The following is a 21,655-nucleotide window of genomic DNA, read 5'->3' on the forward strand; positions in this document are numbered from 1 at the left end:
GCGCTCCGTGGCGCCCCCGAAGAACGAATCCGGGAAAAGTCGGTCTGGTCCGCGTCATGGACCGCGATGAGGCACGTCACACCCGTGAGGCATGACCGAGCCTGCCGAGGGGGGTTGCCGTGAAGATGTTCGCCGCGCGTGGGCGACGACTCACGGCTTCCGACCCTGGGGTGAGTGAGCCGCGGTCCACCGTCGAGCGGTCGGGGTTGCCGCACCGGTTGGAGGCTGTCGGCGAGGCACTCACCTCAGGGTCGGACGTCCTCGAGGCCTGCGCCGTGGCGGGCGGCGAGCTCGCCCGGGACGGGGCCTCGGTGGCGGAGGTCGTCGACGCGTTGCGCGTCACGTGGCAGGAGCTCACCGGCTCCGACCCGGGCCTCGACGTCGTGCAGACGATGCTCACGGCCTGGAGCGAGACCACGCTCGGCTACCTCCACCAGCTCTCCTGCGAGGACCCGCTCACCGGGCTGTCCAGCCAGGCCCACCTCCGCTCCCGGCTCAGCGAGCTCTACCGGCTCGGCGACGCGGTCCGCGGTCCCGTCGTGGGGGCGTACGCACTCGTCGTCTTCGGCATGCGCCCCGGTGACGACCCGGTGGAGGCGCCGGTCGACCACTTCACCCGCGCGATGCGGCTCGCGCGGGCCGGCGAGCTCGCCCGCACCGCCTTCGCCCGCGACGAGACGGTGGCTCGCGTCGGGACGCACCGTGTCGGCATCCTCACGCGCCGCGACGAGCACCTCGGCCGGCGGGTCCAGGTCCTGCGCACCCTGCTCGAGGGTGTCGAGCCGGGCTCGCCGGTGCGGGTGTGGATCGAGGGCCTGCCGGGCACGGACGCCGGCGCCGCGATGCTGTTCGACGAGCTCGCCCGCGCCTGACGTCCCTCGCGCCCGGCCCCGCCGGCCCTGGGGTCGTGGGTCTCGGTACGACCCGTTGCGACCTCGTGCCTCGGTCGCAGGGTCACTCGACCTCCCTCCCCACGCCGTGCGCTCGTCCCTCGCGCCCGGCTAGGGTCGTGACATGTGCGGCCGCTACGCCTCGTCCCGGAGCCCCGAGGACCTCGTCGAGGAGTTCGAGGTCGTCGAGAGTCGCATCGACGGACCGCTGGCCGCCGACTACAACGTGGCGCCGACCAAGGAGGTCTACGCCGTCGTGGAGCGTCCGCCGTCACGCGAGTCGGGACGTGACGGGGAGCCGCCGCAGCGCCAGCTCCGGGTGCTCACGTGGGGCCTGGTGCCGTCGTGGGCCAAGGACCCGTCCATCGGCAACCGGATGATCAACGCGCGGATGGAGACGGTCGCGGAGAAGCCGGCCTACCGCAAGGCGTTCGCCACCCGGCGAGCGCTGCTGCCGGCCGACGGCTACTTCGAGTGGTACCCCAGCTCGCAGACGAACGCCAGGGGCAAGCCGGTCAAGCAGCCCTTCTTCATCCGACCGAAGGACGGCGGTGTCCTGGCCATGGCCGGTCTCTACGAGATCTGGCGCGACCCGACGAGGGCCGAGGACGACCCCCACCGCTTCCGGTGGACCTGCACGGTCCTCACCACCCAGGCCGAGGACGAGCTCGGCCACATCCACGACCGGATGCCCCTCATGGTCGAGCGCGAGCGGTGGGACGCGTGGCTCGACCCGACGACCGCCGGCGACACCTCGCTGCTCGTCCCGGCAGCTCCCGGCCGGCTGGAGGCGTACGCCGTCCCGACGCTCGTCAGCAACGTCCGCAACAACGGCCCGGAGCTCGTGGAGCCGCTGCCGGCCGAGGGGGACCCCTCGTGAAGAGGGCGACGGTCCGCTCGGTCGACACCCCGCACGGGGAGGGCAGGCTGCACACCCGCCGTGCCAGCAGCCCGATCGCGACGCTCCTGCTCAGCCACGGCGCCGGGGGAGGCGTCGAGGCGCGTGACCTGCACGCCCTCGCCGACGCCCTGCCCGCGCAGGGCGTGTCCGTCGTGCTCTTCGAGCAGCCGTGGCGGGTGGCCGGTCGCAGGATCGCGACGGCCCCACCGACCCTCGACGCCGCGCTGACCCGGGCCGCCGACGTGATGCGGGTCCGTACGCCCCTCGTCGTCGGCGGCCGCTCCGCCGGCGCCCGCTCGGCCGCCCGCACGGCCCGGGCGCTCGGCGCCAGCGGGTGCCTCGCGCTGTCCTTCCCGCTCCACCAGTCCGGGCGCACCGAGCCCACGCGGCTGCCGGAGCTCCGGGGCGTCGGCCTGCCGACCCTGGTGGTGCAGGGGGAGCGCGACCCGATGGGCCGCCCCGAGGAGTTCCCCGGCGACCAGGACGGCCTCGACGTCGTGGTGATCCCCGGCGGCGACCACGGCCTCAAGGTGCCGGCGCGCGGCGAGCTCAGCCAGGACGAGGCGATGGGGATCGTCGTCGAGTCGACCCTCGAGTGGCTGGTGCGCGAGGTCGTCGGGAATCCCTCGGCCTGACCCGCTGTTGGGACCAGTGTGCAGTCACTGACCCTTGAACGACCGCGACCCCGAGAGCGCGGTACTGACCCTGCGGCCACGGCGGTACTGTGGGAGGCGATGACTGAATCGCTCGAGGACCAGGCGTCCTCCACCGAGACCCCCGAGGTCGACCGCGCCACGGAGACCGACGACGAGCGCTCGGCGCGCTTCGAGCGCGACGCGCTGCCGTTCCTCGACCAGCTCTACGGTGCCGCGATGCGGATGACCCGCAACCCGGCCGACGCCGAGGACCTCGTCCAGGAGACCTTCGCGAAGGCCTACAGCGCCTTCCACCAGTTCAAGCCCGGCACCAACCTCAAGGCCTGGCTCTACCGGATCCTCACCAACACCTACATCAACTCCTACCGCAAGAAGCAGCGCCAGCCGCAGCAGTCGATGTCTGAGGACGTCGAGGACTGGCAGCTCGCACGCGCGGAGTCGCACTCCTCGACCGGGCTCCGGTCCGCGGAGATGGAGGCGCTGGAGCACCTCCCCGACTCCGAGGTGAAGGAGGCGCTGCAGCGGCTGCCGGAGGAGTTCCGCCTGGCCGTCTACCTCGCCGACGTCGAGGGGTTCCCCTACAAGGAGATCGCGGAGATCATGGACACGCCCATCGGTACCGTGATGTCGCGCCTGCACCGCGGTCGCCGCCAGCTCCGCGACATGCTCGCCGACTACGTGCGCGCCAACGACCTCCTGCCGGCCAGCTCCCTCCCCGGCGGCACCGAGGGGAGCGGATCGTGAGCACGCACGAGCACGGCGGGTCCCACGAGCACGGGAAGGACGACTGCGTCGACTACATCGAGCGGATCGTCTACTTCATCGACAACGAGCTCGACCAGGCCGACTGCGCCGTCGTCGAGATGCACCTGCGCGAGTGCGGTCCGTGCCTCGAGCGCCACGACCTCCAGAAGGCCGTCAAGCAGCTCGTGCAGCGGTCCTGCTCGGAAGCGGCCCCCGAGTCGCTGCGCGACCGCGTACGCCTCCAGCTGCGCGAGGTCCGCGTCCAGATCACCGAGGGCGGCGGCGCCTGAGCGTGCCACCCGATTCGCCGCGACCCGGCGGATTTGAGACACTGCTCCGAGCACCGATTCCAGGAGGACCACCATGGGCAAGACCGGACGCAAGCGCCGCGCTCGCAAGAAGAAGGGCGCGAACCACGGCAAGCGCCCCAACGCCTGAGCGTCACTCGACGTCAGCACCGTAGAAGTCCCCGCCAGCGGCGGGGACTTCTGCACGTCCGGGCCGGGTCAGGCGTCGCGGACCATGTCGCCCAGGGTCGGCTGCGACAGCAGCGTCAGCGCCGACACGTGGGGCAGGTGGAGGTCGCCCCCGTGCTCGCTCAGCAGGGCGCGCACCTCGTCGACCGCGACGCGCCGCTCGTGCTCCGCCATCTCGATGCGCTGCCCCAGCGTCGCCAGCGCCTCGCGCAGGACGTCGTCCATGTGGTCCCTCCTGGGTCCGGGCGCGCGCCCCCGCGCACGCGGCTCGAAGCCTCCCATGCCTCCGGGGTCCGGACGCGGAGCACGCACCGATCCCGACGTGTGGTCTAGTCAGGCTTGCCTTGACGCTCGTCTAGAGCCTCGTCATGAACCTCTCCGCGTCGACCACGACGCGGGTGATCTCGCCGGCGGCGAGGACCTTGCCGCCGGCGGCGTCGCGGGCGCTGACGGTGAAGCGGTGCAGCCGCCCGTCCTCGTAGGCGCTCGACGCGCTGACCTCGACCCGGGCGCCCACCGGGCTCGCGGCGAGGTGCTCGACCTGGACCCGGGTGCCGACGCTCGTCGACCCCACCGGGAGGGTCCCCGCGAGCGCGGCGCAGGTCGCTGCCTCGAGCCAGGCCAGCAGTCGCGGCGTGCCCAGCACCGGCAGCGACCCGCTCCCCACGGCGACGGCGGTGTCGTCCTCTCCGACGGTGAAGGTCAGCGTGGCGGGCTCGGGAGAGGTCATCGGCGGGGCCTTCCGGGAGAAAGTCGGGTCGGTGGGGCAACCTGAGGCACGCACGTACGTCTACCAGACATGAGCACGAGGACCTCGCACGCGGGGACGGGAGTGGGGACGGGCATGGGCACGGGGGTGGAGGCGTCGGTGGACATCACCGAGCTCTACGCCGCCCACCGGCTCGCCCTGGTCCGGCTCGCGGTGCTCCTCGTCGACGACCTCGCGTCCGCCGAGGACGTCGTGCAGGACGCGTTCGCGGCGCTGGCGAGGCGCCCGGAGGCGGTGCGGGACCCGTCGAGGGCGCTGGCCTACCTGCGGGTCTCGGTGGTCAACACCGCCCGGTCCGCGCTGCGGAGGCGGCGCACCGCCCGGGCGTACGCGCCACCCCGCGACACGGGTCCGCCGTCACCTGAGGAGAGCGCGGTCCTGGCCGAGGAGCACCGCGAGGTGATCGTCGCGCTGCGTCGCCTCGCGCCACGCCAGCGCGAGGTCCTGGTGCTGCGCTACTGGTCGAACCTCACCGAGGCCGAGATCGCCGCCGCGCTGGACATCAGCCAGGGCACCGTCAAGTCGACCGCCAGCCGCGCGCTGGTGGCGTTGCAGAAGTCCCTGCGCGAGATCGAGGGGGAGGAGGAGCGATGAGCACCGACGACGTCATGGACCTCGAGGACCGCCTGCGTGCCGCCCTCGCCGCCCGCGCCGAGCTCGTACGTCCCGAGGACCTCGGCCCGGTCGCTCCGGTCGTGCCGCTGCGTCCCCGTTGGCGCTCGCCGTGGGTGCTGCTCGCCACCGCCGCGGCGGTGCTGCTCGTGCTCGGCGTCGTCCTCCAGGGGCTGGCCCCCGACCCGCGGTCCGACGACGTGGCGCCGGAGCCCGGACCCCAGGTCGAGCTCCCGCAGGACGTCGGGCGGGACTGGCAGGTGCGCAGCGACTCCAGCCCGGCGGTCCTCGACCTCGACGGGGACGGCGTCGACGAGACCGTCCGGTTCCGGGCCGAGGAGACGAAGGACTTCGACGGCCGGATCCGGCTGGAGACGACCCTCAGCACCACCGGCGAGGACGCCTACGGCGTCGCCCGGCTGTCCACGACCATCGGGACCTACGCGCGTGATCCCATCGACGCGGACGGCGACGGCGACCAGGAGCTCGTGCTGCCGTTCGACAGCATGGGCGGTCCGGGGGAGCCGTCCTACCCGATGGTCTTCGACCTGCGCGACGGCCTGCTCGTGCAGGCCGCGGTCAGCGACCCCGAGCTCCTGCTGATGGGCAACACGCCTGTCGACGGTGGCCGTACGCCGTACTACGAGCTGGTGCGCAGCCAGACCTACTGGTTCGAGGACGGCAGCCTCTACTCCGGCCGGTCGGTCAACGCCTTCGCGGAGGGCCCCAACATGACCGCGACCCGTCCGGCCTCCATGGTCTTCGACGCGTGGCGCTGGGTGCTCGACGCGGAGGGCGTGCTGCGCCCGCAGGACGCCGGCTGCGTGGCCGAGACCCCGCGCGGGGCCATCCGGCCGTGCGAGCCCGGCGCTCGGGACGCCCTGCCCGTGCTCGGCCCCGAGGCCACCGAGTTCTTCGGGCCGGGCGAGGAGTTCCGGTGGACCGAGGGCTACCGCTACGTCGCGCGCCTCGAGCAGCAGGGGGAGCCGACGCTGGTCGTGCAGGGGGGCGACGGCCGTACGCTCGAGCACCCGATCGACGTCGCCGACCCGCGGGTCATGACGACCCAGCCGACGCGGATCTTCTACGACGGTGCGTCCGTCGTCGTCCGGTCGGCCACCGACCCGGCGGTCTTCCAGGTGCTCGCGCAGGACGGCGACGCGCTGCGGGAGCTGGCGCCCGTCGGCGACGTCCCGCTGACGACGGACGCGTCGCACCGCACGTGGCTGACCACCGACGGCGCCCTCGTCACGGTCGTGGCGGAGGACGACGCCAGGTGGCGGGCGTACTTCTGGGCGATGGTGTCCTCCACCGAGATGGTGGCACTGCCCGCCGGCGAGGTGTGCTTCGCCGACGTCACCGACACGTCGACCGCACGGGACTGCTGAGCCGGTCGCGCCCGTCAGAAGCGCTTGCGGAAGGCCAGCAGCGCGACGCCCGGCACCGGCGACCAGTCCCGCGCGGGGTCGCGCTCGTAGCCCAGGCGGGCGTAGACCCGGTGGGCCGACGTCATCGTCGCCAGTGACGACAGGGCCATCCCGGTCGCGCCGTGCTCGCGGGCGCGCTCCTCGCACAGCCGGGCGAGCGCCGTCCCGGCGCCGGCGCCCTGCGCGGCCGGGTCGACCGCGAGCATCCGGAACTCGCCCTCGTCCGCGCGGGCGATCTCGCGCCACGGCGATCCCGGCGGGCAGAAGGTGACCAGCCCCGCGACCCGGTCGCCGTCGACCGCGACCCAGACCTCCGCCTGCGCGTCGCGGGTCGCCACGTCGTGGAGCCGGGCGGCGTAGTCGTCCTCAGCGCCGGTCAGGAACGGCTCGTAGGCCGCCACGCACACGTCGCCGGCGGCGGCGTGCTCGTCGGGGCGGATGCGCCGCAGCTCCACGGGTGCCACTCAGATGCCGAACGTGTTGCGGGGGTAGGCCGCCTCCACGTCGGTGATCACGTTGACGAGGTAGGGCACGCCAGCGGCGTAGGCGCGGTCGAGGGCGGGCCCGATCTGCCTCGGGTCGGTCACCGTCTCACCGGCTCCGCCGAGCGCGGAGACGACCTGGTCGTACGGCGTGCGCTGGGCCAGGTCGGCGACCACGTCGTAGCCGTACAGCATCTGCATCGGGCCCTTCTCCAGGCCCCACGCGGAGTTGTTGCCCATGACCATCACGACCGGGAGGTCGTGGCGGACGAGGGTGTCGACGTCCATCAGCGAGAAGCCGGCGGCGCCGTCGCCGAGCAGCAGGGTCACCTGGGCGCTCGGACGCGCCAGCCGCGCGGCGATGGCTGCGCCGAGGCCCGCGCCGAGGCAGCCGTAGGGGCCGGGGTCGAGCCAGCCGCCGGGACGCTGCGGCTCGACGTACTTCCCGGCGAACGACACGAAGTCGCCGCCGTCGCCGATCACGACGGAGTCGTCCGCGAGGCGCGGCACGAGCTCGCCGTAGATGCGGGCGGGGTGGATCGGGTCGGCCTCGGCCGTGAGCAGCTCGGCGTCGCGCGCGGCGGCGGCTCGCACGAGGTCGGCCAACCGGTCGGACCAGTCGGACCAGTCGGGCTTGTCGCCCGACTCGATGGCCGCCTGCAGGCCGTCGAGGATCGTCGTGAGGTCTCCGGACACCGAGCCGGCGAGGTCGGCGTGCGCGGCCACCTGGGCGGGGGAGTCGGCGACGTGCACGACCCGCGCCGGCGTCGCGCCGTCCTTGCCGCCGAACACGCCGTAGCCGAGCCGGAAGTCCAGCGGGGTCCCGACGACCACCACGAGGTCGGCGCCGGACAGCGCGGCCCCGCGGGCCTTCGTGACCAGCGAGCGGTGCCCGCCGGGGATCAGGCCGCGGCCCATGCCGTTGGTCAGGGTCGGGATGCCGAGGTCCTCGACGAGGCGCAGCGCGGCTGCCTCCGCGTGGTCGGCCCAGACGTCGGTGCCCAGGACGAGGACCGGTCGCTCGGCGTCGGCGAGCAGGCGCGCGACGGCCTCGATCGCGTCCGGGTCCGGCTCGACGCGGGTGCCCTCCCCGGAGCCCACGGTGCCGGTCGAGGAGTTGAAGAACTCGTCCATCGGGACGTCGACGAAGACCGGGCCGCGGTGGCTCGAGCGGGCCAGCGTGAACGCCTCGTCCATGCCGGACGCCACCTCCCCGGCGGTCATCAGGGTCCTTGCGGACTTCGCGACGGGGGCGATGAGGGGTGGCTGGTCGAGCTCCTGGAGCGAGCCGGATCCCCAGCGGTTCTGCGGGGCGCGCCCGCCGACGACGACCATCGGCGACCCGGCGAACTGGGCCTGGGCGATCGCGCTGATCCCGTTGGTGACGCCCGGGCCGGCGGTGAGCACGGCAAGGCCGGGGACGCGGGTGAGCTTGCCGGTCGCCTCGGCGGCGAACGCGGCGGTCTGCTCGTGGCGTACGTCGAGCAGCCGCATCTGCGGCGGCTCGCCCTCCTGGTTGAGCTTGACCGCGCCGTCGTACATCGGGAAGACGTGGGCGCCGGACAGGGTGAACATCGTCTCCACGCCGTGCGCGCGGGCCACGTGGACGGCCAGCTCGCCGCTGTGGCCGCTGATCTCCCCGGTGCTGTCCCCGGCGGCGCCTGCGGCGCTCTCGCCTGTGATCTCGCTCATGCCCGCAGGTTAGCCGGTGCCTACTCGCAGGTAGGGAGCGTTGGTCATCCGGAGCGCCTCGATCACGACCAGCAGCAGGTCGGGACGGACCGTCGGTGGCTCGGGGGCGAGCGAGAGGTGCACGAAGAGCGCGCGCAGGAACGCCTGCGCCGCCGCGGTGGGTGCGAACGGATCGTGGTCGACCGGGCCGCCGAAGGGGTTGCCGGCCGCCCCGATGCGGTGGACCCAGGGCTCCAGCACCTCGGTCCCGAGGGTGTTGCGGCGCAGGATGCGCATGGCGGCCGCGGCCATCCGGTCCGGCTCTCCCGAGGCGAGCGGCGCCTCGGCCGGCTGCTGGAGCAGCCGCTCGGCCAGCACGTCGAGGAGCACGGCGTGCTCCGGGCCGGCGAGGTGGGGGGACTCGCCGAGTGCGCCGATCGTGTCGGCGCCGTGGGCGATGGCGTGCGCCCAGCCCTTGCCGGGGACGAAACCACGGGTGTCGGCCTCGCTCAGGAACCAGACAGCGATCCGGTCGCCCCAGTCGAGGACCTTGGCGGCGGGGACGAGGTGGTGCTCGTTGGTGCGCTCGAGGCACTCGGCGACGACGAGCGCGCTGAAGCTGCGCCGGAAGACGGTGTCGGTGCCCGACTCGCCGAGCCCGACCGACAGGCCGGCCGCCATGCCGTCGCCGAGCCCGACGAGGAGGTCGTCGTAGACGCCCTTGTCGATCCACGTCGCCAGCGCGGGGTAGGCGGTGCCGTCGCGCACCTCGGGCTGCGTCGAGCCCAGCATGGCGGTGAGCTCGGCCGTCAGGTCGTCCAGCGGCCGGTCCGACGGGACCTCGAACCCGGCTGCCTGCACCTGGTCCCAGTAGCCGATCGACATGCGCCCCATCCTGCCAGCCTCCGGCGACAGACCCCCAGCCCGGTCCGTCCCCGGTCCGTCCCCGGTCCGTCCCCGGTCCGTCCCCGTCCGGGTGGCGTCCTAGGCTGACCGCGTGCCGTCCCTCCACGAGCTCGTGCGAGCCCACACCGACCTCGTCGAGGACGACGTGTCGTGGCTCCAGCTGCTCATGGCGGACTGGCAGATCCTCGCCGACCTGTCCTTCGCGGACCTCGTCCTCTGGCTGCCCGACCGGGAGGGCAAGGGCTACTGGGCGGGCGGCCAGATGCGCCCCACCACCGGACCCACGGCGCTGGTCGACGACGTGCTGGGCACCTTCATCCCGACCGGGCGCCGCCGGATGCTCGACGAGGCGTTCGCGACCGGGCGGCTCGTCCGCGAAGGCGACCCCGAGTGGCGCGACGACGTGCCGGTGCGGGTCGAGGTGATCCCGGTGCGACGCGACGGCCGGGTGATCGCGACCATCGCGCGCAACACCAACCTCCTCGGCGTACGCACCCCGAGCCGCCTCGAGCTCAGCTACCTCCAGACGGCAGCCGAGCTCACCCAGATGATCGCCGCCGGCCACTTCCCGCTCTCCGACCAGCGCAGCGACCACGCCGACTCGCCGCGGGTGGGGGACGGGTTCGTCCGCCTCGACCCCGCCGGGCGGGTGGTGTACGCCAGCCCCAACGGGCTGTCGGCCTACCGCCGCCTCGGCCTGCAGGGCGACCTGGCCGGGCTCCTGCTCACCGAGCTCACCCGCGACCTGGTGCCGGCCCGCAAGCGACCGGACGAGGAGACGCTCAGCGCCGTCCTCGGCGGGCGCGACGGACGCGCGACCGAGGTCGGGACCGACGAGGTGACCCTCATCGTCCGGAGCATCCCCCTGCGCCCGCAGGGCGACCGCAGCGGGGCGCTGCTGCTGGTGCGTGACGTCACCGAGCTGCGCAGGCGCGACCGCGAGCTGGTCACCAAGGACGTCACGATCCGCGAGATCCACCACCGGGTGAAGAACAACCTGCAGACCGTCGCGGCGCTCCTGCGCCTGCAGGCGCGTCGCACCACCGCCGAGGACGCCAAGGCAGCGCTCGAGGAGGCCGTGCGCCGCGTCGGTTCGATCGCGATCGTGCACGAGACACTGAGCCACGCCGTCGAGGAGACCGTCGACTTCGACGAGATCGCCGACCGGCTCGGCTCGATGGTCGTCGACGTCAGTGGCGTCGAGGTGCCGGTGCGTGTCGTGCGCGAGGGCTCGTTCGGCAAGCTCTCGTCGGAGGCGGCGACGCCGCTGGCCATGGTGCTGACCGAGCTGCTGCAGAACGCGGTCGAGCACGGGTACGCCGGCGCGTCCGGCCCGGCGCAGGGCCGGGTCGTCGTCACCGCGCGCCGCATCGTCGGGCGGCTGCACGTCGTCGTCGAGGACGACGGTCGTGGGCTGCCCGACGGCTTCGACGTGGACGCCTCGACCCAGCTGGGCCTGTCGATCGTGCGCACGCTCGTCGAGTCCGAGCTGGGCGGCGTGCTGGAGATCGGCCCCGGGAGCCGGGGCACCCGCGTCCAGGCGGACGTACCCCTGGACTGAGTCCTGCCGGGACCGCTGTGGACCGAGCCTCGTGGGGAGGCTCAGGCGGTGCGGATGCGGGCCCGGGCGTTGCGGCGCTTCAGCGCGCGACGCTCGTCCTCGCTGAGGCCTCCCCAGACTCCGTGGTCCTGGCCGGCCTCGAGGGCCCAGGCGAGGCACTGCTCGCGCACCTCGCAGCGTCGGCACACCTGCTTGGCCTCCTCGATCTGGAGGATCGCGGGTCCGGTGTTGCCGATCGGGAAGAACAGCTCGGGGTCCTCGTCGAGGCAGGCAGAGCGACTGCGCCAATCCATGGGTGGGGGAATCCCTCTTTCTCGATTCACAGGCAGGTGCTGTTGTCGGACGTTCAGCTGGGCCCGGGCGCACGCCGATGATCACCGACGTGGGCAGCGTCCAGACTCGCAAGACTTGAACGTTCACACAACCCCCCACGGTGGTCGTGTCCGTCACAACTACTGTTGCCCAGTGCCCGTTACGCCCCCGGACGTCCCCCCTGGTCCAGACGCCACCCCACCCCCGCCGCTCGTCGTCGCCGCCTCCCTGGTGGGCGTGGAGGCGTGCGCGCTGCTCGCGCTGGGCCTGCTCGAGGTGGTCAACCTCCGCGCGATCCGTCTCACCATGGGCGTCACCACGACGCTGTTCTTCCTCGCCGCCGCAGCCGGCCTCGCCTGGTGCGCCTGGTCACTGTGGCGGATGCGTCGCTGGGCGCGCGGTCCGGTGGTGATGGCGCAGCTCATCCAGCTCGGGCTCGCGTGGAACTTCCGCGACGTGTGGAGCGTCGTGCTCCCGCTGGCCCTCGCGGCGTCCGCGCTGGTCGTGGTCGCCGGCCTGCTGCACCCCGCGACCACACAGGTGCTGGAGGAGCAGGACACCGTCTCCTGAGCAGACCTGTTCAGTCCTGCTCGAGCGAGGTGCGCAGCTGGGCGAGCGTGCGGGTCAGCAGCCGTGAGACGTGCATCTGGGACACGCCGATCTCCTCGGCGATCTGGGACTGCGTCATGTTCTTGAAGAAGCGCAGCAGCAGGATGCGCTTCTCCCGCTCACCCAGGCCCTCGAGCAGCGGCTTGATCGACTCGCGGATCTCGACGTGCTCGATGTTGGCGTCCTCGACGCCCAGGGTCGCGAGCATCGCCGGCGGACCCTCGTCGTTGTCGTCGGAGGCGTCGAGCGACAGCGTCGCGTAGGCGTGGGAGGACTCGATGCCCTCCATGATCTCCTCGACCGTGCACCCGATGACCTCGGCGAGCTCACGCGGCGTGGGGGAGCGGCCCAGCTTCTGGGTCAGCTCCCCGGTCGCCCCGCCGATCTGCATCCGGAGCTCCTGCAGGCGGCGTGGGACCCGGATCGCCCAGCCCTTGTCGCGGAAGTGCCGCTTGATCTCGCCGATGACCGTCGGCGTCGCGTAGGTGGAGAACTCCACCCCGCGGTCGGTCTCGAAGCGGTCGACCGCCTTGATCAGGCCGATCGTCCCGACCTGAACGAGGTCCTCGAACGGCTCCCCGCGGTTGCGGAAGCGCCGCGCGCAGTGCTCGACCAGCGACAGGTGCAGGTGCACCAGGTCGTCGCGCGCCACCGACCGTGCGGCGGCGCTCGCGTCCTCGTCGCGGAGGATCGTGAACAGCTCGGCGCTGCGCGCGCGTACGTGGTCGAGGCCGGTGAGCACGACGTCGTCGTCGAGCCCCCGGTCCGCGACGGCCTCAGCAGCCACCATGTCGTCCCCCGTGTCCCCCGTCGGATGGCTCATGTCAGAGCTCGGCACCCGTCAATCCCGCAGCGACCGCCGACGTCACCGTGAAGCGGACGCGGAAGCGCCCACCCTCGGATCCGGCCGACGCGTCCTGCGCCATCGTGTCGAGCACCTGCCAGGCGAAGCTCTCGGTGTCGAGCGGGGGGTTGTCGATCGCCTCGGTCTCGAGCTCGACGGTCATCGAGCCGCGACCGAACCAGAAGCAGGCGACCAGGTCGGTGCCGGGGTCGGCCTCGGGGATGGCCAGTGCGCTCGCCTCGCCGATCGCGATGCGCAGGTCCTCGATGTCGTCGATGGTGAAGTCGAGCCGGGCGGCCAGGCCGGCGGCCGTCGTGCGCACGATCGTGGCGAAGGCGCCCTCCGCGGGAAGCCGGAGCTCGACGTCGGCGCGGGCGCCCCCCGTGTTCTCTGCCATCTGCGTCCGTGTCCCGTCCTCGTGGCTGGTCTGCTGCGCCACACCCTAACCGGAGGGGGCGGCGGTCGAGCGTGATCGGGGTGGGACGCGAAGGACCCGCCACCCACATGGGTGACGGGTCCTCTCACTGGACTGACGAAGCGGGCTGGGCTTCGAACACGAAGCAGCAAGCTGCTCGGAAGAAGGTCCGAGCAGTCGCGACTCCGTCGCGTCTGCTCAGGCCTTCTTCGTCTCCCAGAAGATCTCGGCGATCTCGTCGATCTTGGCGAGCAGCTCGTCGGCCTTGCCGGCGTCGAGCTCACCCTTGGTGCCGGACGCGCCGGCGAGCTTGGTGGCCTCGTTGACGAGCGTGTGGAGCTGGGGGTACTTCTCGAAGTGCGGGGGCTTGAAGTAGTCGGTCCACAGCACCCACAGGTGGTGCTTGACCAGCTCGGAGCGCTGCTCCTTGATGAGGATCGCGCGGGTGCGGAAGTCGGGGTCGTCGTTGTCGGCGACCTTGGCGATGATCGCCTTGATCGACTCGGCCTCGATGCGCGCCTGGGCGGGGTCGTAGACACCGCAGGGGAGGTCGCAGTGGGCCGAGACCTCGACGGTCGGGGCAAGCAGGTGGCGAAGCATCGTGTTCCTCTCGATCGGGAAGGTGCGTCCTGCTGCGACACTACTCCGCGTGCAACGGCGTCGGCAGCGGGGTCTCGTCCCGCGGGGTGGGGCCGGACGGGCACCCTTCGGGACCGCGGTCGTCCGGGGCAGGTCGATGCTCCCGACCCTGCGCGAGGGCGACCTCCTGCTGGTGGCGTACGGGGTCCGCATCCGTCCCGGTGACCTCGTCGTGGCCCGGTTCGTGGACGGCACGCTCACGGTGAAGCGGGCCGTCGAGCGGCGGCGTACCCGCTCCGGCGCAGCCGGCTGGTGGCTGCTCAGCGACAACCCCGAGGAGGGCGTGGACTCGCGCCACCGCGGCGTGGTGCCCGAGGCCGACGTGCACGCCGTCGTGCGGGCTCGGGTGTGGCCTTCGCCACGTGTGGGACGCAGGCTCCGCCGACGCTGAGCTGTGCCAGTATCCCGGGCATGGCCGTGCCGCACCCCCACTCTGGCGATCCCGTGTTCGACCTCCACGTCGGCGGCAAGATGGAGACCGTCTCGACGGTCGCGCTGAACGGGCTTGACGAGCTGTCGCTCGCCTACACGCCCGGCGTCGCCCGCGTCTGCGAGGCGATCGCGGCGGACCCGTCGATGACGCAGCACTACACGTGGGTGCCCAACACGGTCGCGATCGTGACCGACGGCACCGCGGTCCTCGGCCTCGGTGACATCGGGCCGGCGGCCGCGATGCCCGTGATGGAGGGCAAGGCGGTGCTGTTCAAGCAGTTCGGCGGCGTCGACGCCGTCCCGATCTGCCTCGACACCACCGACGTCGAGGAGATCATCGAGACCGTCGTGCGGCTCGCGCCCAGCTTCGGCGGGATCAACCTCGAGGACATCTCCGCGCCCCGCTGCTTCGAGGTCGAGGCCCGGCTCAAGGAGCGGCTCGACATCCCGGTCTTCCACGACGACCAGCACGGCACGGCCGTGGTCGCCCTCGCGGCGCTCACCAACTCGTTGCGGCTCACCGGCCGTGACGCCGCGACCGCCCGGGTGGTCGTCCAGGGCGCCGGCGCCGCGGGCGTCGCCGTCGCACGGATCCTGCTCGAGGCGGGCGTGAGGGACGTGGCCGTGCTCGACCGGCAGGGCGTGCTCAGCTCCGATCGCTCCGACCTCACCGAGGTCAAGGCGGCCCTCGCCCGCGACACCGCCGACCACTTCGGCCGCCGGGGGAGCCTCGCGGACGTGATGGCCGGCGCCGACGTCTACATCGGGGTGTCCGGTGGCCAGGTGCCGGAGGAGATCGTCGCGTCGATGGCCGACGAGGCGATCATCTTCGGGCTCGCGAACCCGACCCCCGAGGTGCACCCCGACCTCGCGCACCGGTACGCCCGCGTGGTCGCGACGGGACGCTCCGACTTCCCCAACCAGATCAACAACGTGCTGGCCTTCCCCGGCATCTTCCGCGGGGCCTTCGACGTGCACGCCACGGCGATCACCGAGGGCATGAAGGTCGCGGCCGCGACCGCGCTCGCCGAGCTCGTCGGCGACGACCTCCGCGAGGACCTGGTGATTCCCTCGCCCTTCGACCCGCGGGTCCCCGGAGCCGTGCGCGAGGCCGTCTCGGCGGCGGCGCGGGCGGACGGCGTCGCGCGCCGCTGACGCAGCTCGGCGGAGGGCCGAGCACCGCGTCGCGGCGCACGCAGGCAGTGCGCCTCCCTCGGAGCCGGTGTCAGAACCAGCGATTCGCGAAAACGGTCGGAGCCGGGGCCGCCGGCGTCTAGCGTGCGGCCATGGATCCTTCGAGCCTCCTCTCGCACACGCGGCCGATTCGCAACGCCTCGAGGGTGGCGGCCCTTGCTCTCGTCGTCGTATCCGCCGTGGCCGGGGCCGGCGCGTCAGCGTCGGAACGAACACCGACAGACAGTCGCGCGGCGGTCGCCATGCCGCGCACGCCCGGTCCCGTTTCGCCCCGGGCTCGCGTGAAGGTGTCGTTGCGCGCGCCGAACAGCGTCATCTCCGGCGAGGCCTTCGTGGTGCGCGGCCGGGTCAAGCACTCGCCGACGCGAGCGCGGGTCGTGCTCAAGCAGCGGCTGGACGGCACGGAGGGGTGGTCCAAGGTCAAGAAGGCGCGGGCGAACAAGCGCGGAGCCTTCGCCCTCCGGGTCCGCATGGACGACACGTCGCGCTCCTACCAGGCATGCGTCAAGAAGAAGTGCAGCAAGTCCACCCACGTCACGTCCCGGCCGGCCCCGCCTCCTCCCCCGTCCGGTGGTTCGATGGACTACTCCTGGACGCGAGCGAGCGACGGCGCAAGCTTCAGCGCCCGGGTGACCGACCTGTTCGTCGAGGACATCGGGTACAACACGCTCGACCAGCAGCTCGGCGAGGCCAAGATCTTCTTCTCGATCAACGGGAGTGGCGCGATCACCAACCGCACTCCCGGGCGCAACGCTTCTCCGGACTTCACACAGGTCGCTCCCGTGCTCCCGATGTCGTCCGCGTTCTGCCAGAACGCCACCGTGTCCGCGACCTTGGGCGGGCGCTACAAGATGGACCCGTTGGAGGTTTCCACCTCCGAGGGAAGCAGTGGGTGGGACGCCAACCTCGTCGACACGTCCTACTGCGTTGCGGCCACGGCTCGTGGAAGTGGGTTCGACGACTCACTGTCGCCGGGAGCGACCGGCTACCAGAGCTACGACGAGACGGCCTTCGGCGGCTCGGCCGACTACTACGTCTACGTGCCGGAGTCGATGATGACGACAGTCATGGCCGAGCTGGAGCGACCGGCGTTCTGGGTCCTGCAACGGGGGACGGGCTCTGCTGGGGTGGGCCGCGAGTACGGGCTGGGGGTGTGCCACTACGGGATCGCGGTCGTCGCCACGAGCTCGGAGGGCGCGGCCGTCTGCGCGCAGGGGGTCCAGTGACACCGAGGACGATCCGCGCAGGCGCGCCGTCGAGGCCTGCTCACCGATGGCCGGACGTACTGCACCCCTGACGCCGCTGACGGGCCCGGCCCGGCCCGTACGGGGAGGACCGCGCCGGCGTCAGGCGCGCTTCGTCCCCGGCGGCACACCGATCCGGGCGCTGAGCCCGGCGAGGGCGGTGTCGAGGTCGTCGGCGACGACGACGTCGTCGAGCAGCTCGCGCCGGACGAAGCCCGCGTCGACGAGGCCGGAGATGGCGTCGAGCAGCGGGGTCCAGGTGCCGCCGAGGTCGAGGAAGCCGACCGGGTCGTCGTTGAACCCGATGGAGCGCCAGCTCCACACCTCGATGATCTCCTCCAGGGTCCCCAGGCCGCCCGGCAGGCACAGGAAGGCGTCGGCGAGGTCCGCCATCATCGCCTTGCGCTCGTGCATGGTCTCCACGACGTGCTGCTCCGTGAGGTCGTCGCGCCCCCACTCGCGCTCGATCATCGACCGCGGGATGACCCCGACCACCTCGCCGCCGGCGTCCAGCGCGCCCTGCGAGACCTCGCCCATCAGCCCGTGCCCGCCGCCGCCGTAGACGAGCCCGATGCCGCGCTCGGCGAGGCCGCGACCCACGGCGTACGTCGCGCGCACCAGCGCGGGGTCGACCCCGCTGCTCGAGGCACAGAAGACGGCGAGGCGGCGGATGGCTGGGCTCACGGCACCGGAGTCTAGGAGGGCCAGGAGGGCTCAGAACCCGATGGACGGCTCCGGCGCGACGAGGGTCCGCATCGCGCGGGCCAGCTCGGCGTACGCGCCGGGCCGGTGCTCCTGCACGAGGCCGGCGCGCAGCCGGGAGCCGATGCCGCGCCCGAGGTAGCCCGCACCGAGGACGTCGACGTCGAGGCTGAGGTCGGCGGGGGAGTCGGTGCGCGTCGCGGTGCCCGTGCCGCCGGAGCAGGCGAGGCGCCAGCGCCCGGCGTTCCAGGGCGCGAAGCGGTCGGCCAGCTCGACGACCACGTCGCAGTCGTCCTCGTAGGTCCGCAGCGACCACGCGTGAGCGAGGTCGACGAGGCGGACCCACGTGCTGTCCCAGGTCTCGAGCGACCCGGTGCCGCGCGGGCCGCCCACCCAGTCGAGGACGGGGTCGTCGACGCCGAGATTCTCGAGCCGGGTCGTGCCCATGAGGTCGAGGTCGACGACGCGGCGGGCCAGTGCGAGGCGGGCGGCGGGGTCGCCGCACAACGTGCCGACCGTCACCGTGCCGGAGGGGCGCGCCTTGCTCCACTTGTGCTCGCGGCGCAGGCCGACGAAGCCGACGTCGCGGCCGTCGCGCCGGGCGAGCAGGACCCGGCGCCGCTCCTTGTCGCGGAGCTGCTCCGGCGCCTCGAGGGCCATCAGCGAGAAGTAGTCGGGCGAGCCGACGATGGTGCCCGGGTGGTCGGGCGCAGAGCCGAGCTGGCAGGCCCGCATCCGCTCCGTGACACCGGGCCCGGACATGGTGACCAGGTGCGTGGTCGTGCGCGCGGCGTCGTCCTCGAGGTGGGGTGCGGTGAAGGTGGTGCCGCGACCGAGCTCGACCTGGAGCGTCAGGACGGCGTTGCCGTAGCCGTACCTGCCGTAGATGGCGGCCTCGCTGGCGTGGAGCGCGGAGACGGCGAGACCGGCGTCGTGCGTGCGGGCGAGGTGGTCGGTCATCATCGCGGTCAGGACGCCGCGACGGCGGCAGTCCGGGTGGACGCCGACCCAGGTGAGCCCGGCGATCGGGACGACCCGGCCGCCGGGCAGCGACATCTCCATCGGGCGTACGCCGTAGACGCCGCTGTGGGTGTCGGTCGGTCCGTCGGGGAGGTCCGCCGCGAAGCGCTGGTCCTCGGGGAGGCCGAGCCGGACGTGCTCGGCGTCGGAGTCGGTCTCCTCGCCGAACCAGACGAGCTGGTCGGTGGCCAGGAACCGGTCGAAGTCCTGCGCGGGTCGCACGTCGATGCTCACCCGGCCAGCCAATCGTGCGGTGCCGGGACCCGCAACCCGATAACGACTGCGGGTCGCTAGGGTCGGAGCATGTTCGCCGTTTACGCCGAGTCCTTCTCCTCCGACGACCCGCTCGCGGGCCTGGTGGTGGGTGAGCGGCCGGCCCCGGAGGCGCCCGAGGGATGGGCCACGGTGACGGTGAAGGCGGCCAGCCTCAACCACCACGACCTCTGGTCGCTGCGGGGCGTCGGGCTGCGCGAGGAGTCGCTGCCGATGATCCTCGGCTGTGACGCCGCGGGCCTCGACGAGGACGGCAACGAGGTCGTCGTGCACGCCGTGATCGGGGACCCCGGACGCGGCGGCGACGAGACGCTCGACCCGGGTCGTTCGCTGCTGTCGGAGAAGCACCAGGGCACGCTCGCCGACCAGGTGGTCGTGCCGCGTCGCAACCTCGTCCCCAAGCCGGCGTCGCTGTCCTTCGAGGAGGCGGCCTGCCTGCCGACCGCCTATCTCACCGCCTACCGGATGCTCTTCACCCAGGGACGTCTGACGCCCGGCGAGACCGTCCTCGTCCAGGGTGCCGGCGGCGGTGTCGCCACCGCGCTGATCATCCTCGGCCGTGCCGCGGGACTGCGGGTGCTGGCCACCAGCCGCGACGAGGCCAAACGGTCCCGCGCGGTCGAGCTCGGCGCGCACGAGGCGTACGAGTCGGGCGCGCGGCTGCCGGTGAAGGTCGACGCCGTGATGGAGACCGTCGGACGCGCGACCTGGAGCCACTCGGTCCGCTCGCTGCGCCCGGGTGGTCGCATCGTCATCAGCGGCACGACGTCCGGCCCGCGGCTCGACGACGCCGAGCTGACCCGCATCTTCTTCCTCCAGCTCGCGGTCATCGGCTCCACGATGGGCACCCGCCACGAGCTCGACGCCCTCGTGAAGTTCCTCGACGCCACCGGCACGCGGCCGCTGCTGGACCGCACGCTCCCCATGGAGCAGGCCCGCGAGGGCTTCGCCGCGATGGCCGGGGGAGACGTCTTCGGCAAGATCGTGTTCACCCGGTGAGGCACGTCCTCACCGGCGCCGGGTCCGGCATCGGACGAGCGCTGGCTGAGCGCCTCGCAGGCCGGGGCGACGACCTCGTCCTCCTGGCGCGCAGCGACGCCCGGGCCGCCGAGCTGGCCGGCGACTTCCCCCACGCGCAGCTGCTGGTCGCCGACCTCGCCGACCCCGGCACGCTCAACGGCCTCGGCCGGCAGGTCGACGGGGCGGTCGACTCCGTCCTCCACGTCGCGGGGGTGGTCGACCTCGCGCCCGTCGAGGGGCTGCGCCTGGCCGCGTGGGAGGAACATCTCACCGTCAACCTCACGGCGCCCGCCGTGCTCACCCGCGAGCTCCTGCCGCACCTGCGTGCGGCCCGCGGCACGGTCGTCTTCGTCAACTCCTCCGCCGGCCTGTCCGCGAGCGCGGAGTGGTCGGCGTACGCCGCGTCGAAGTTCGGCCTGCGCGCCTTCGCGGACTCGCTGCGCGCCGAGGAGGCCGACCTCGGGGTCCGGGTCAGCACCGTCTACCCCAGCCGCACCGCGACGCCGATGCAGGAGAAGGTCCACGAGCAGGAGGGGAGGACCTACGACGCCTCCCGCTGGATCAGGCCCGAGACCGTCGTCGACACCATCCTCCACGTCGTCGACCTGCCTTCGGACGCCACGATCCCCGACGTGACCGTACGACCCCTCGCGCCGCGACCGGGCGCCTGAGGCTCCCGGCGCTCGCTGCTCCTCAGTCGTCCCGGGCCTCGGCGCCGGCCGCCGGCTCGCGCGAGCGCCAGCTGAGCGCGCCCACCAGCAGCATCCGCAGCTGCGTGCGGGCCTGCGCGAGGATGCGGGCCTCGGAGTCCGGGTCCTCGACAAGGCGCTCGGCCATCGTGACGACGAACGACACGATGAGGTCGGCCAGCAGGGCGATGTCGGTGGAGGAGTAGTGCTCGGCCGCCCCGCTGCGGGCGATGTCGGTCGAGAGCTCGCGCGTGATCAGCTCGATCTCGTGGGTGATCGCCTCGCGGACGCGCGGGGGACCGGCGACGCGTTCGCGGGCGATGAACGCGTAGTGGGTGCGGTTCTCCCGGACGTGCTGGGCGACGATCGGCAGTGAGCCGTCGATGAAGTCGCGGTACTCCGGCGCGTGGCGCCACACGTCGAGGAGCATCAGGCGCAGGGAGCGGAAGCTCTCGTCGACCAGGGCGAGCCCGAGCAGCTCGAGCGAGCCGAAGTGGCGGTAGAACGCGGTCGGGACGACCCCGACCTGCTTCGCGACCTGGCGCAGCGAGATCGCGGCCAGGTTGGAGTCGGCGGCGAGGGCGAGCGCGGCGTCGAGGATCGCACGACGGGTGCGCTCCTTGCGCTCGGCACGCGACTCGGCGTCCGGCGCCCGGGGCCGGGACTCCGTGGGCATCCCCCGATCGTAGGGCACCGGTCCGCGAGGGACCGGTGCACGACTGTCCACCGACGGGCCCCGGATCACGTGCCGACCTGTTGACGAGAGTCATCCGTGCCGCGACAGACGAGTGAACGTACGTTCACTGGAAGTGCCGGCGTGGGTGTCTTCGCCACGATCGCCCGCTCGCCGCCCAGCCGTCGTGGCAGTGCTCCGCACCCGAGATCCGTGCTGTGCACGCGGGATCTCGGGTGCGAAGCAGGGCGGTCCCCGGATATCCGGTGACTCCAGACGACGTGCCGGTCGCCCCGGCCCGCGAGAACCGGGCCCTCAGTCCTCCGGGTCGTCGAGCCGCGCCAGCCACGTGGCGAACCGCTCGACGGGCACCTCGAAGTCCGGGTTCGCGTCGACGAAGGCCTGGAGCTGCTCGGCGAGCCACTCACACGTGAACTCCTCGTCGCCACGGCGTCGTATGAGCTCCTCGATCCCGCGGTCGGTGAAGTACACCC

At 72.8% G+C, this 21,655-nt stretch carries 28 protein-coding genes; 15 read left to right on the plus strand and 13 right to left on the minus strand.

Translation table 11 applies throughout. From position 1 onward, the window contains the following. The first annotated feature begins 170 nt into the window (after positions 1 to 170). The 6 genes from F4692_RS13930 (at position 171) to F4692_RS21955 (ending at position 3,629) form a co-directional block, all read left to right on the plus strand. Entirely contained in the window at positions 171 to 872 is a 702-nt protein-coding gene (locus F4692_RS13930; RefSeq protein WP_179620202.1) for a hypothetical protein, read from the plus strand. A gap of 142 nt (positions 873 to 1,014) precedes the next feature. Then, a complete protein-coding gene (locus F4692_RS13935) occupies positions 1,015 to 1,770 on the plus strand; it encodes an SOS response-associated peptidase (protein WP_179620203.1) in 756 nt (251 codons plus the stop codon). Next, positions 1,767 to 2,426, plus strand: a complete 660-nt coding sequence (locus F4692_RS13940; protein WP_179620204.1) for an alpha/beta hydrolase family protein — start codon at positions 1,767 to 1,769, stop codon at positions 2,424 to 2,426. The genes F4692_RS13935 and F4692_RS13940 overlap by 4 nt, the downstream gene beginning before the upstream one ends. A gap of 99 nt (positions 2,427 to 2,525) precedes the next feature. After that, a complete protein-coding gene (locus tag F4692_RS13945) occupies positions 2,526 to 3,191 on the plus strand; it encodes a sigma-70 family RNA polymerase sigma factor (protein ID WP_179620205.1) in 666 nt (221 codons plus the stop codon). After that, positions 3,188 to 3,481 (plus strand): mycothiol system anti-sigma-R factor, encoded by a 294-nt coding sequence (gene rsrA / locus F4692_RS13950; RefSeq protein WP_179620206.1) that lies wholly within the window; start codon positions 3,188 to 3,190, stop codon positions 3,479 to 3,481. The genes F4692_RS13945 and rsrA overlap by 4 nt, the downstream gene beginning before the upstream one ends. Before the next feature lie 73 nt (positions 3,482 to 3,554). Continuing rightward, positions 3,555 to 3,629 (plus strand): 50S ribosomal protein bL37, encoded by a 75-nt coding sequence (locus tag F4692_RS21955; protein WP_369759046.1) that lies wholly within the window; start codon positions 3,555 to 3,557, stop codon positions 3,627 to 3,629. Between the two features lie 68 nt (positions 3,630 to 3,697). Here F4692_RS21955 and F4692_RS13955 read toward each other — a convergent pair whose 3' ends face one another. Together F4692_RS13955 and F4692_RS13960 are read right to left on the minus strand one after the other, a co-directional pair. Continuing rightward, complete coding sequence (locus F4692_RS13955; RefSeq protein WP_179620207.1) at positions 3,698 to 3,892, minus strand: hypothetical protein; 195 nt, start codon at positions 3,890 to 3,892, stop codon at positions 3,698 to 3,700. 130 nt (positions 3,893 to 4,022) lie between these two features. Further along, positions 4,023 to 4,397, minus strand: coding sequence for a thioesterase family protein (locus tag F4692_RS13960; protein ID WP_179620208.1), 375 nt, complete (start codon positions 4,395 to 4,397; stop codon positions 4,023 to 4,025). 69 nt (positions 4,398 to 4,466) lie between these two features. On the opposite strand from F4692_RS13960, the gene F4692_RS13965 reads away from it, so the two are divergent. Both F4692_RS13965 and F4692_RS13970 read left to right on the plus strand, forming a co-directional pair. Beyond that, positions 4,467 to 5,030, plus strand: a complete 564-nt coding sequence (locus F4692_RS13965; protein WP_179620209.1) for an RNA polymerase sigma factor — start codon at positions 4,467 to 4,469, stop codon at positions 5,028 to 5,030. Then, a complete protein-coding gene (locus tag F4692_RS13970; RefSeq protein WP_179620210.1) occupies positions 5,027 to 6,436 on the plus strand; it encodes a hypothetical protein in 1,410 nt (469 codons plus the stop codon). The genes F4692_RS13965 and F4692_RS13970 overlap by 4 nt, the downstream gene beginning before the upstream one ends. Positions 6,437 to 6,450: 14 nt before the next feature. Here F4692_RS13970 and F4692_RS13975 read toward each other — a convergent pair whose 3' ends face one another. From F4692_RS13975 to F4692_RS13985, 3 genes are read right to left on the minus strand one after another with little or no spacing between them, the layout of a single operon-like run. Then, positions 6,451 to 6,930, minus strand: a complete 480-nt coding sequence (locus F4692_RS13975; RefSeq protein ID WP_308645306.1) for a GNAT family N-acetyltransferase — start codon at positions 6,928 to 6,930, stop codon at positions 6,451 to 6,453. Positions 6,931 to 6,939: 9 nt separating this feature from the next. Further along, positions 6,940 to 8,649: an acetolactate synthase gene (locus F4692_RS13980; protein ID WP_179620212.1), complete on the minus strand. Its 1,710-nt coding sequence runs from the start codon at positions 8,647 to 8,649 to the stop codon at positions 6,940 to 6,942. A 9-nt stretch (positions 8,650 to 8,658) separates the two neighbouring features. Next, positions 8,659 to 9,513 (minus strand): DUF2785 domain-containing protein, encoded by an 855-nt coding sequence (locus F4692_RS13985; protein WP_179620213.1) that lies wholly within the window; start codon positions 9,511 to 9,513, stop codon positions 8,659 to 8,661. A 112-nt stretch (positions 9,514 to 9,625) separates the two neighbouring features. Between F4692_RS13985 and F4692_RS13990 the strand changes: the two genes are divergently transcribed. Continuing rightward, complete coding sequence (locus F4692_RS13990) at positions 9,626 to 11,095, plus strand: sensor histidine kinase (protein WP_179620214.1); 1,470 nt, start codon at positions 9,626 to 9,628, stop codon at positions 11,093 to 11,095. A gap of 41 nt (positions 11,096 to 11,136) precedes the next feature. On the opposite strand, the gene F4692_RS13995 is transcribed toward F4692_RS13990, so the two are convergent. Next, entirely contained in the window at positions 11,137 to 11,388 is a 252-nt protein-coding gene (locus F4692_RS13995) for a WhiB family transcriptional regulator (protein ID WP_056601527.1), read from the minus strand. Positions 11,389 to 11,560: 172 nt separating this feature from the next. Between F4692_RS13995 and F4692_RS14000 the strand changes: the two genes are divergently transcribed. Then, positions 11,561 to 11,977, plus strand: a complete 417-nt coding sequence (locus F4692_RS14000) for a hypothetical protein (RefSeq protein ID WP_179620215.1) — start codon at positions 11,561 to 11,563, stop codon at positions 11,975 to 11,977. 10 nt (positions 11,978 to 11,987) lie between these two features. Here F4692_RS14000 and F4692_RS14005 read toward each other — a convergent pair whose 3' ends face one another. From F4692_RS14005 to sodN, 3 genes are all read right to left on the minus strand, one after another. Beyond that, positions 11,988 to 12,839 carry an RNA polymerase sigma factor SigF gene (locus tag F4692_RS14005; RefSeq protein ID WP_179620216.1) on the minus strand — a complete coding sequence of 284 codons (852 nt, stop codon included), beginning with the start codon at positions 12,837 to 12,839 and terminating at the stop codon, positions 11,988 to 11,990. A 1-nt stretch (position 12,840) separates the two neighbouring features. Further along, the gene (locus F4692_RS14010) at positions 12,841 to 13,257 is read right to left on the minus strand and encodes an ATP-binding protein (RefSeq protein WP_179620217.1); all 417 of its coding nucleotides are present in this window, start codon (positions 13,255 to 13,257) and stop codon (positions 12,841 to 12,843) included. A gap of 216 nt (positions 13,258 to 13,473) precedes the next feature. Further along, the gene (sodN, locus tag F4692_RS14015) at positions 13,474 to 13,875 is read right to left on the minus strand and encodes a superoxide dismutase, Ni (protein WP_179620218.1); all 402 of its coding nucleotides are present in this window, start codon (positions 13,873 to 13,875) and stop codon (positions 13,474 to 13,476) included. Between the two features lie 49 nt (positions 13,876 to 13,924). On the opposite strand from sodN, the gene F4692_RS14020 reads away from it, so the two are divergent. The 3 genes from F4692_RS14020 (at position 13,925) to F4692_RS14030 (ending at position 16,766) form a co-directional block, all read left to right on the plus strand. Continuing rightward, positions 13,925 to 14,305 (plus strand): S24 family peptidase, encoded by a 381-nt coding sequence (locus F4692_RS14020; protein ID WP_308645307.1) that lies wholly within the window; start codon positions 13,925 to 13,927, stop codon positions 14,303 to 14,305. 20 nt (positions 14,306 to 14,325) lie between these two features. Next, the gene (locus tag F4692_RS14025) at positions 14,326 to 15,501 is read left to right on the plus strand and encodes an NAD(P)-dependent malic enzyme (protein WP_179620220.1); all 1,176 of its coding nucleotides are present in this window, start codon (positions 14,326 to 14,328) and stop codon (positions 15,499 to 15,501) included. A gap of 332 nt (positions 15,502 to 15,833) precedes the next feature. Then, positions 15,834 to 16,766 (plus strand): hypothetical protein, encoded by a 933-nt coding sequence (locus F4692_RS14030; protein WP_179620221.1) that lies wholly within the window; start codon positions 15,834 to 15,836, stop codon positions 16,764 to 16,766. 120 nt (positions 16,767 to 16,886) lie between these two features. On the opposite strand, the gene F4692_RS14035 is transcribed toward F4692_RS14030, so the two are convergent. Next, positions 16,887 to 17,468, minus strand: coding sequence for an LOG family protein (locus F4692_RS14035; protein ID WP_308645308.1), 582 nt, complete (start codon positions 17,466 to 17,468; stop codon positions 16,887 to 16,889). 30 nt (positions 17,469 to 17,498) lie between these two features. Then, the gene (locus tag F4692_RS14040; RefSeq protein WP_179620222.1) at positions 17,499 to 18,740 is read right to left on the minus strand and encodes a GNAT family N-acetyltransferase; all 1,242 of its coding nucleotides are present in this window, start codon (positions 18,738 to 18,740) and stop codon (positions 17,499 to 17,501) included. 69 nt (positions 18,741 to 18,809) lie between these two features. Between F4692_RS14040 and F4692_RS21270 the strand changes: the two genes are divergently transcribed. Then, entirely contained in the window at positions 18,810 to 19,778 is a 969-nt protein-coding gene (locus F4692_RS21270; RefSeq protein WP_179620223.1) for a zinc-binding dehydrogenase, read from the plus strand. Further along, positions 19,775 to 20,470: an SDR family oxidoreductase gene (locus tag F4692_RS14050; protein WP_179620224.1), complete on the plus strand. Its 696-nt coding sequence runs from the start codon at positions 19,775 to 19,777 to the stop codon at positions 20,468 to 20,470. The genes F4692_RS21270 and F4692_RS14050 overlap by 4 nt, the downstream gene beginning before the upstream one ends. A 22-nt stretch (positions 20,471 to 20,492) precedes the next feature. Here F4692_RS14050 and F4692_RS14055 read toward each other — a convergent pair whose 3' ends face one another. Beyond that, complete coding sequence (locus tag F4692_RS14055; protein WP_179620225.1) at positions 20,493 to 21,164, minus strand: TetR family transcriptional regulator; 672 nt, start codon at positions 21,162 to 21,164, stop codon at positions 20,493 to 20,495. A 312-nt stretch (positions 21,165 to 21,476) separates the two neighbouring features. Further along, positions 21,477 to 21,653: a DUF6104 family protein gene (locus tag F4692_RS14060; protein WP_179620226.1), complete on the minus strand. Its 177-nt coding sequence runs from the start codon at positions 21,651 to 21,653 to the stop codon at positions 21,477 to 21,479. Between the last annotated feature and the right edge of the window lie 2 nt (positions 21,654 to 21,655).

Origin of the sequence: Nocardioides cavernae (genome assembly GCF_013410035.1) — a bacterium.
GTDB lineage: Bacteria > Actinomycetota > Actinomycetes > Propionibacteriales > Nocardioidaceae > Nocardioides > Nocardioides cavernae_A.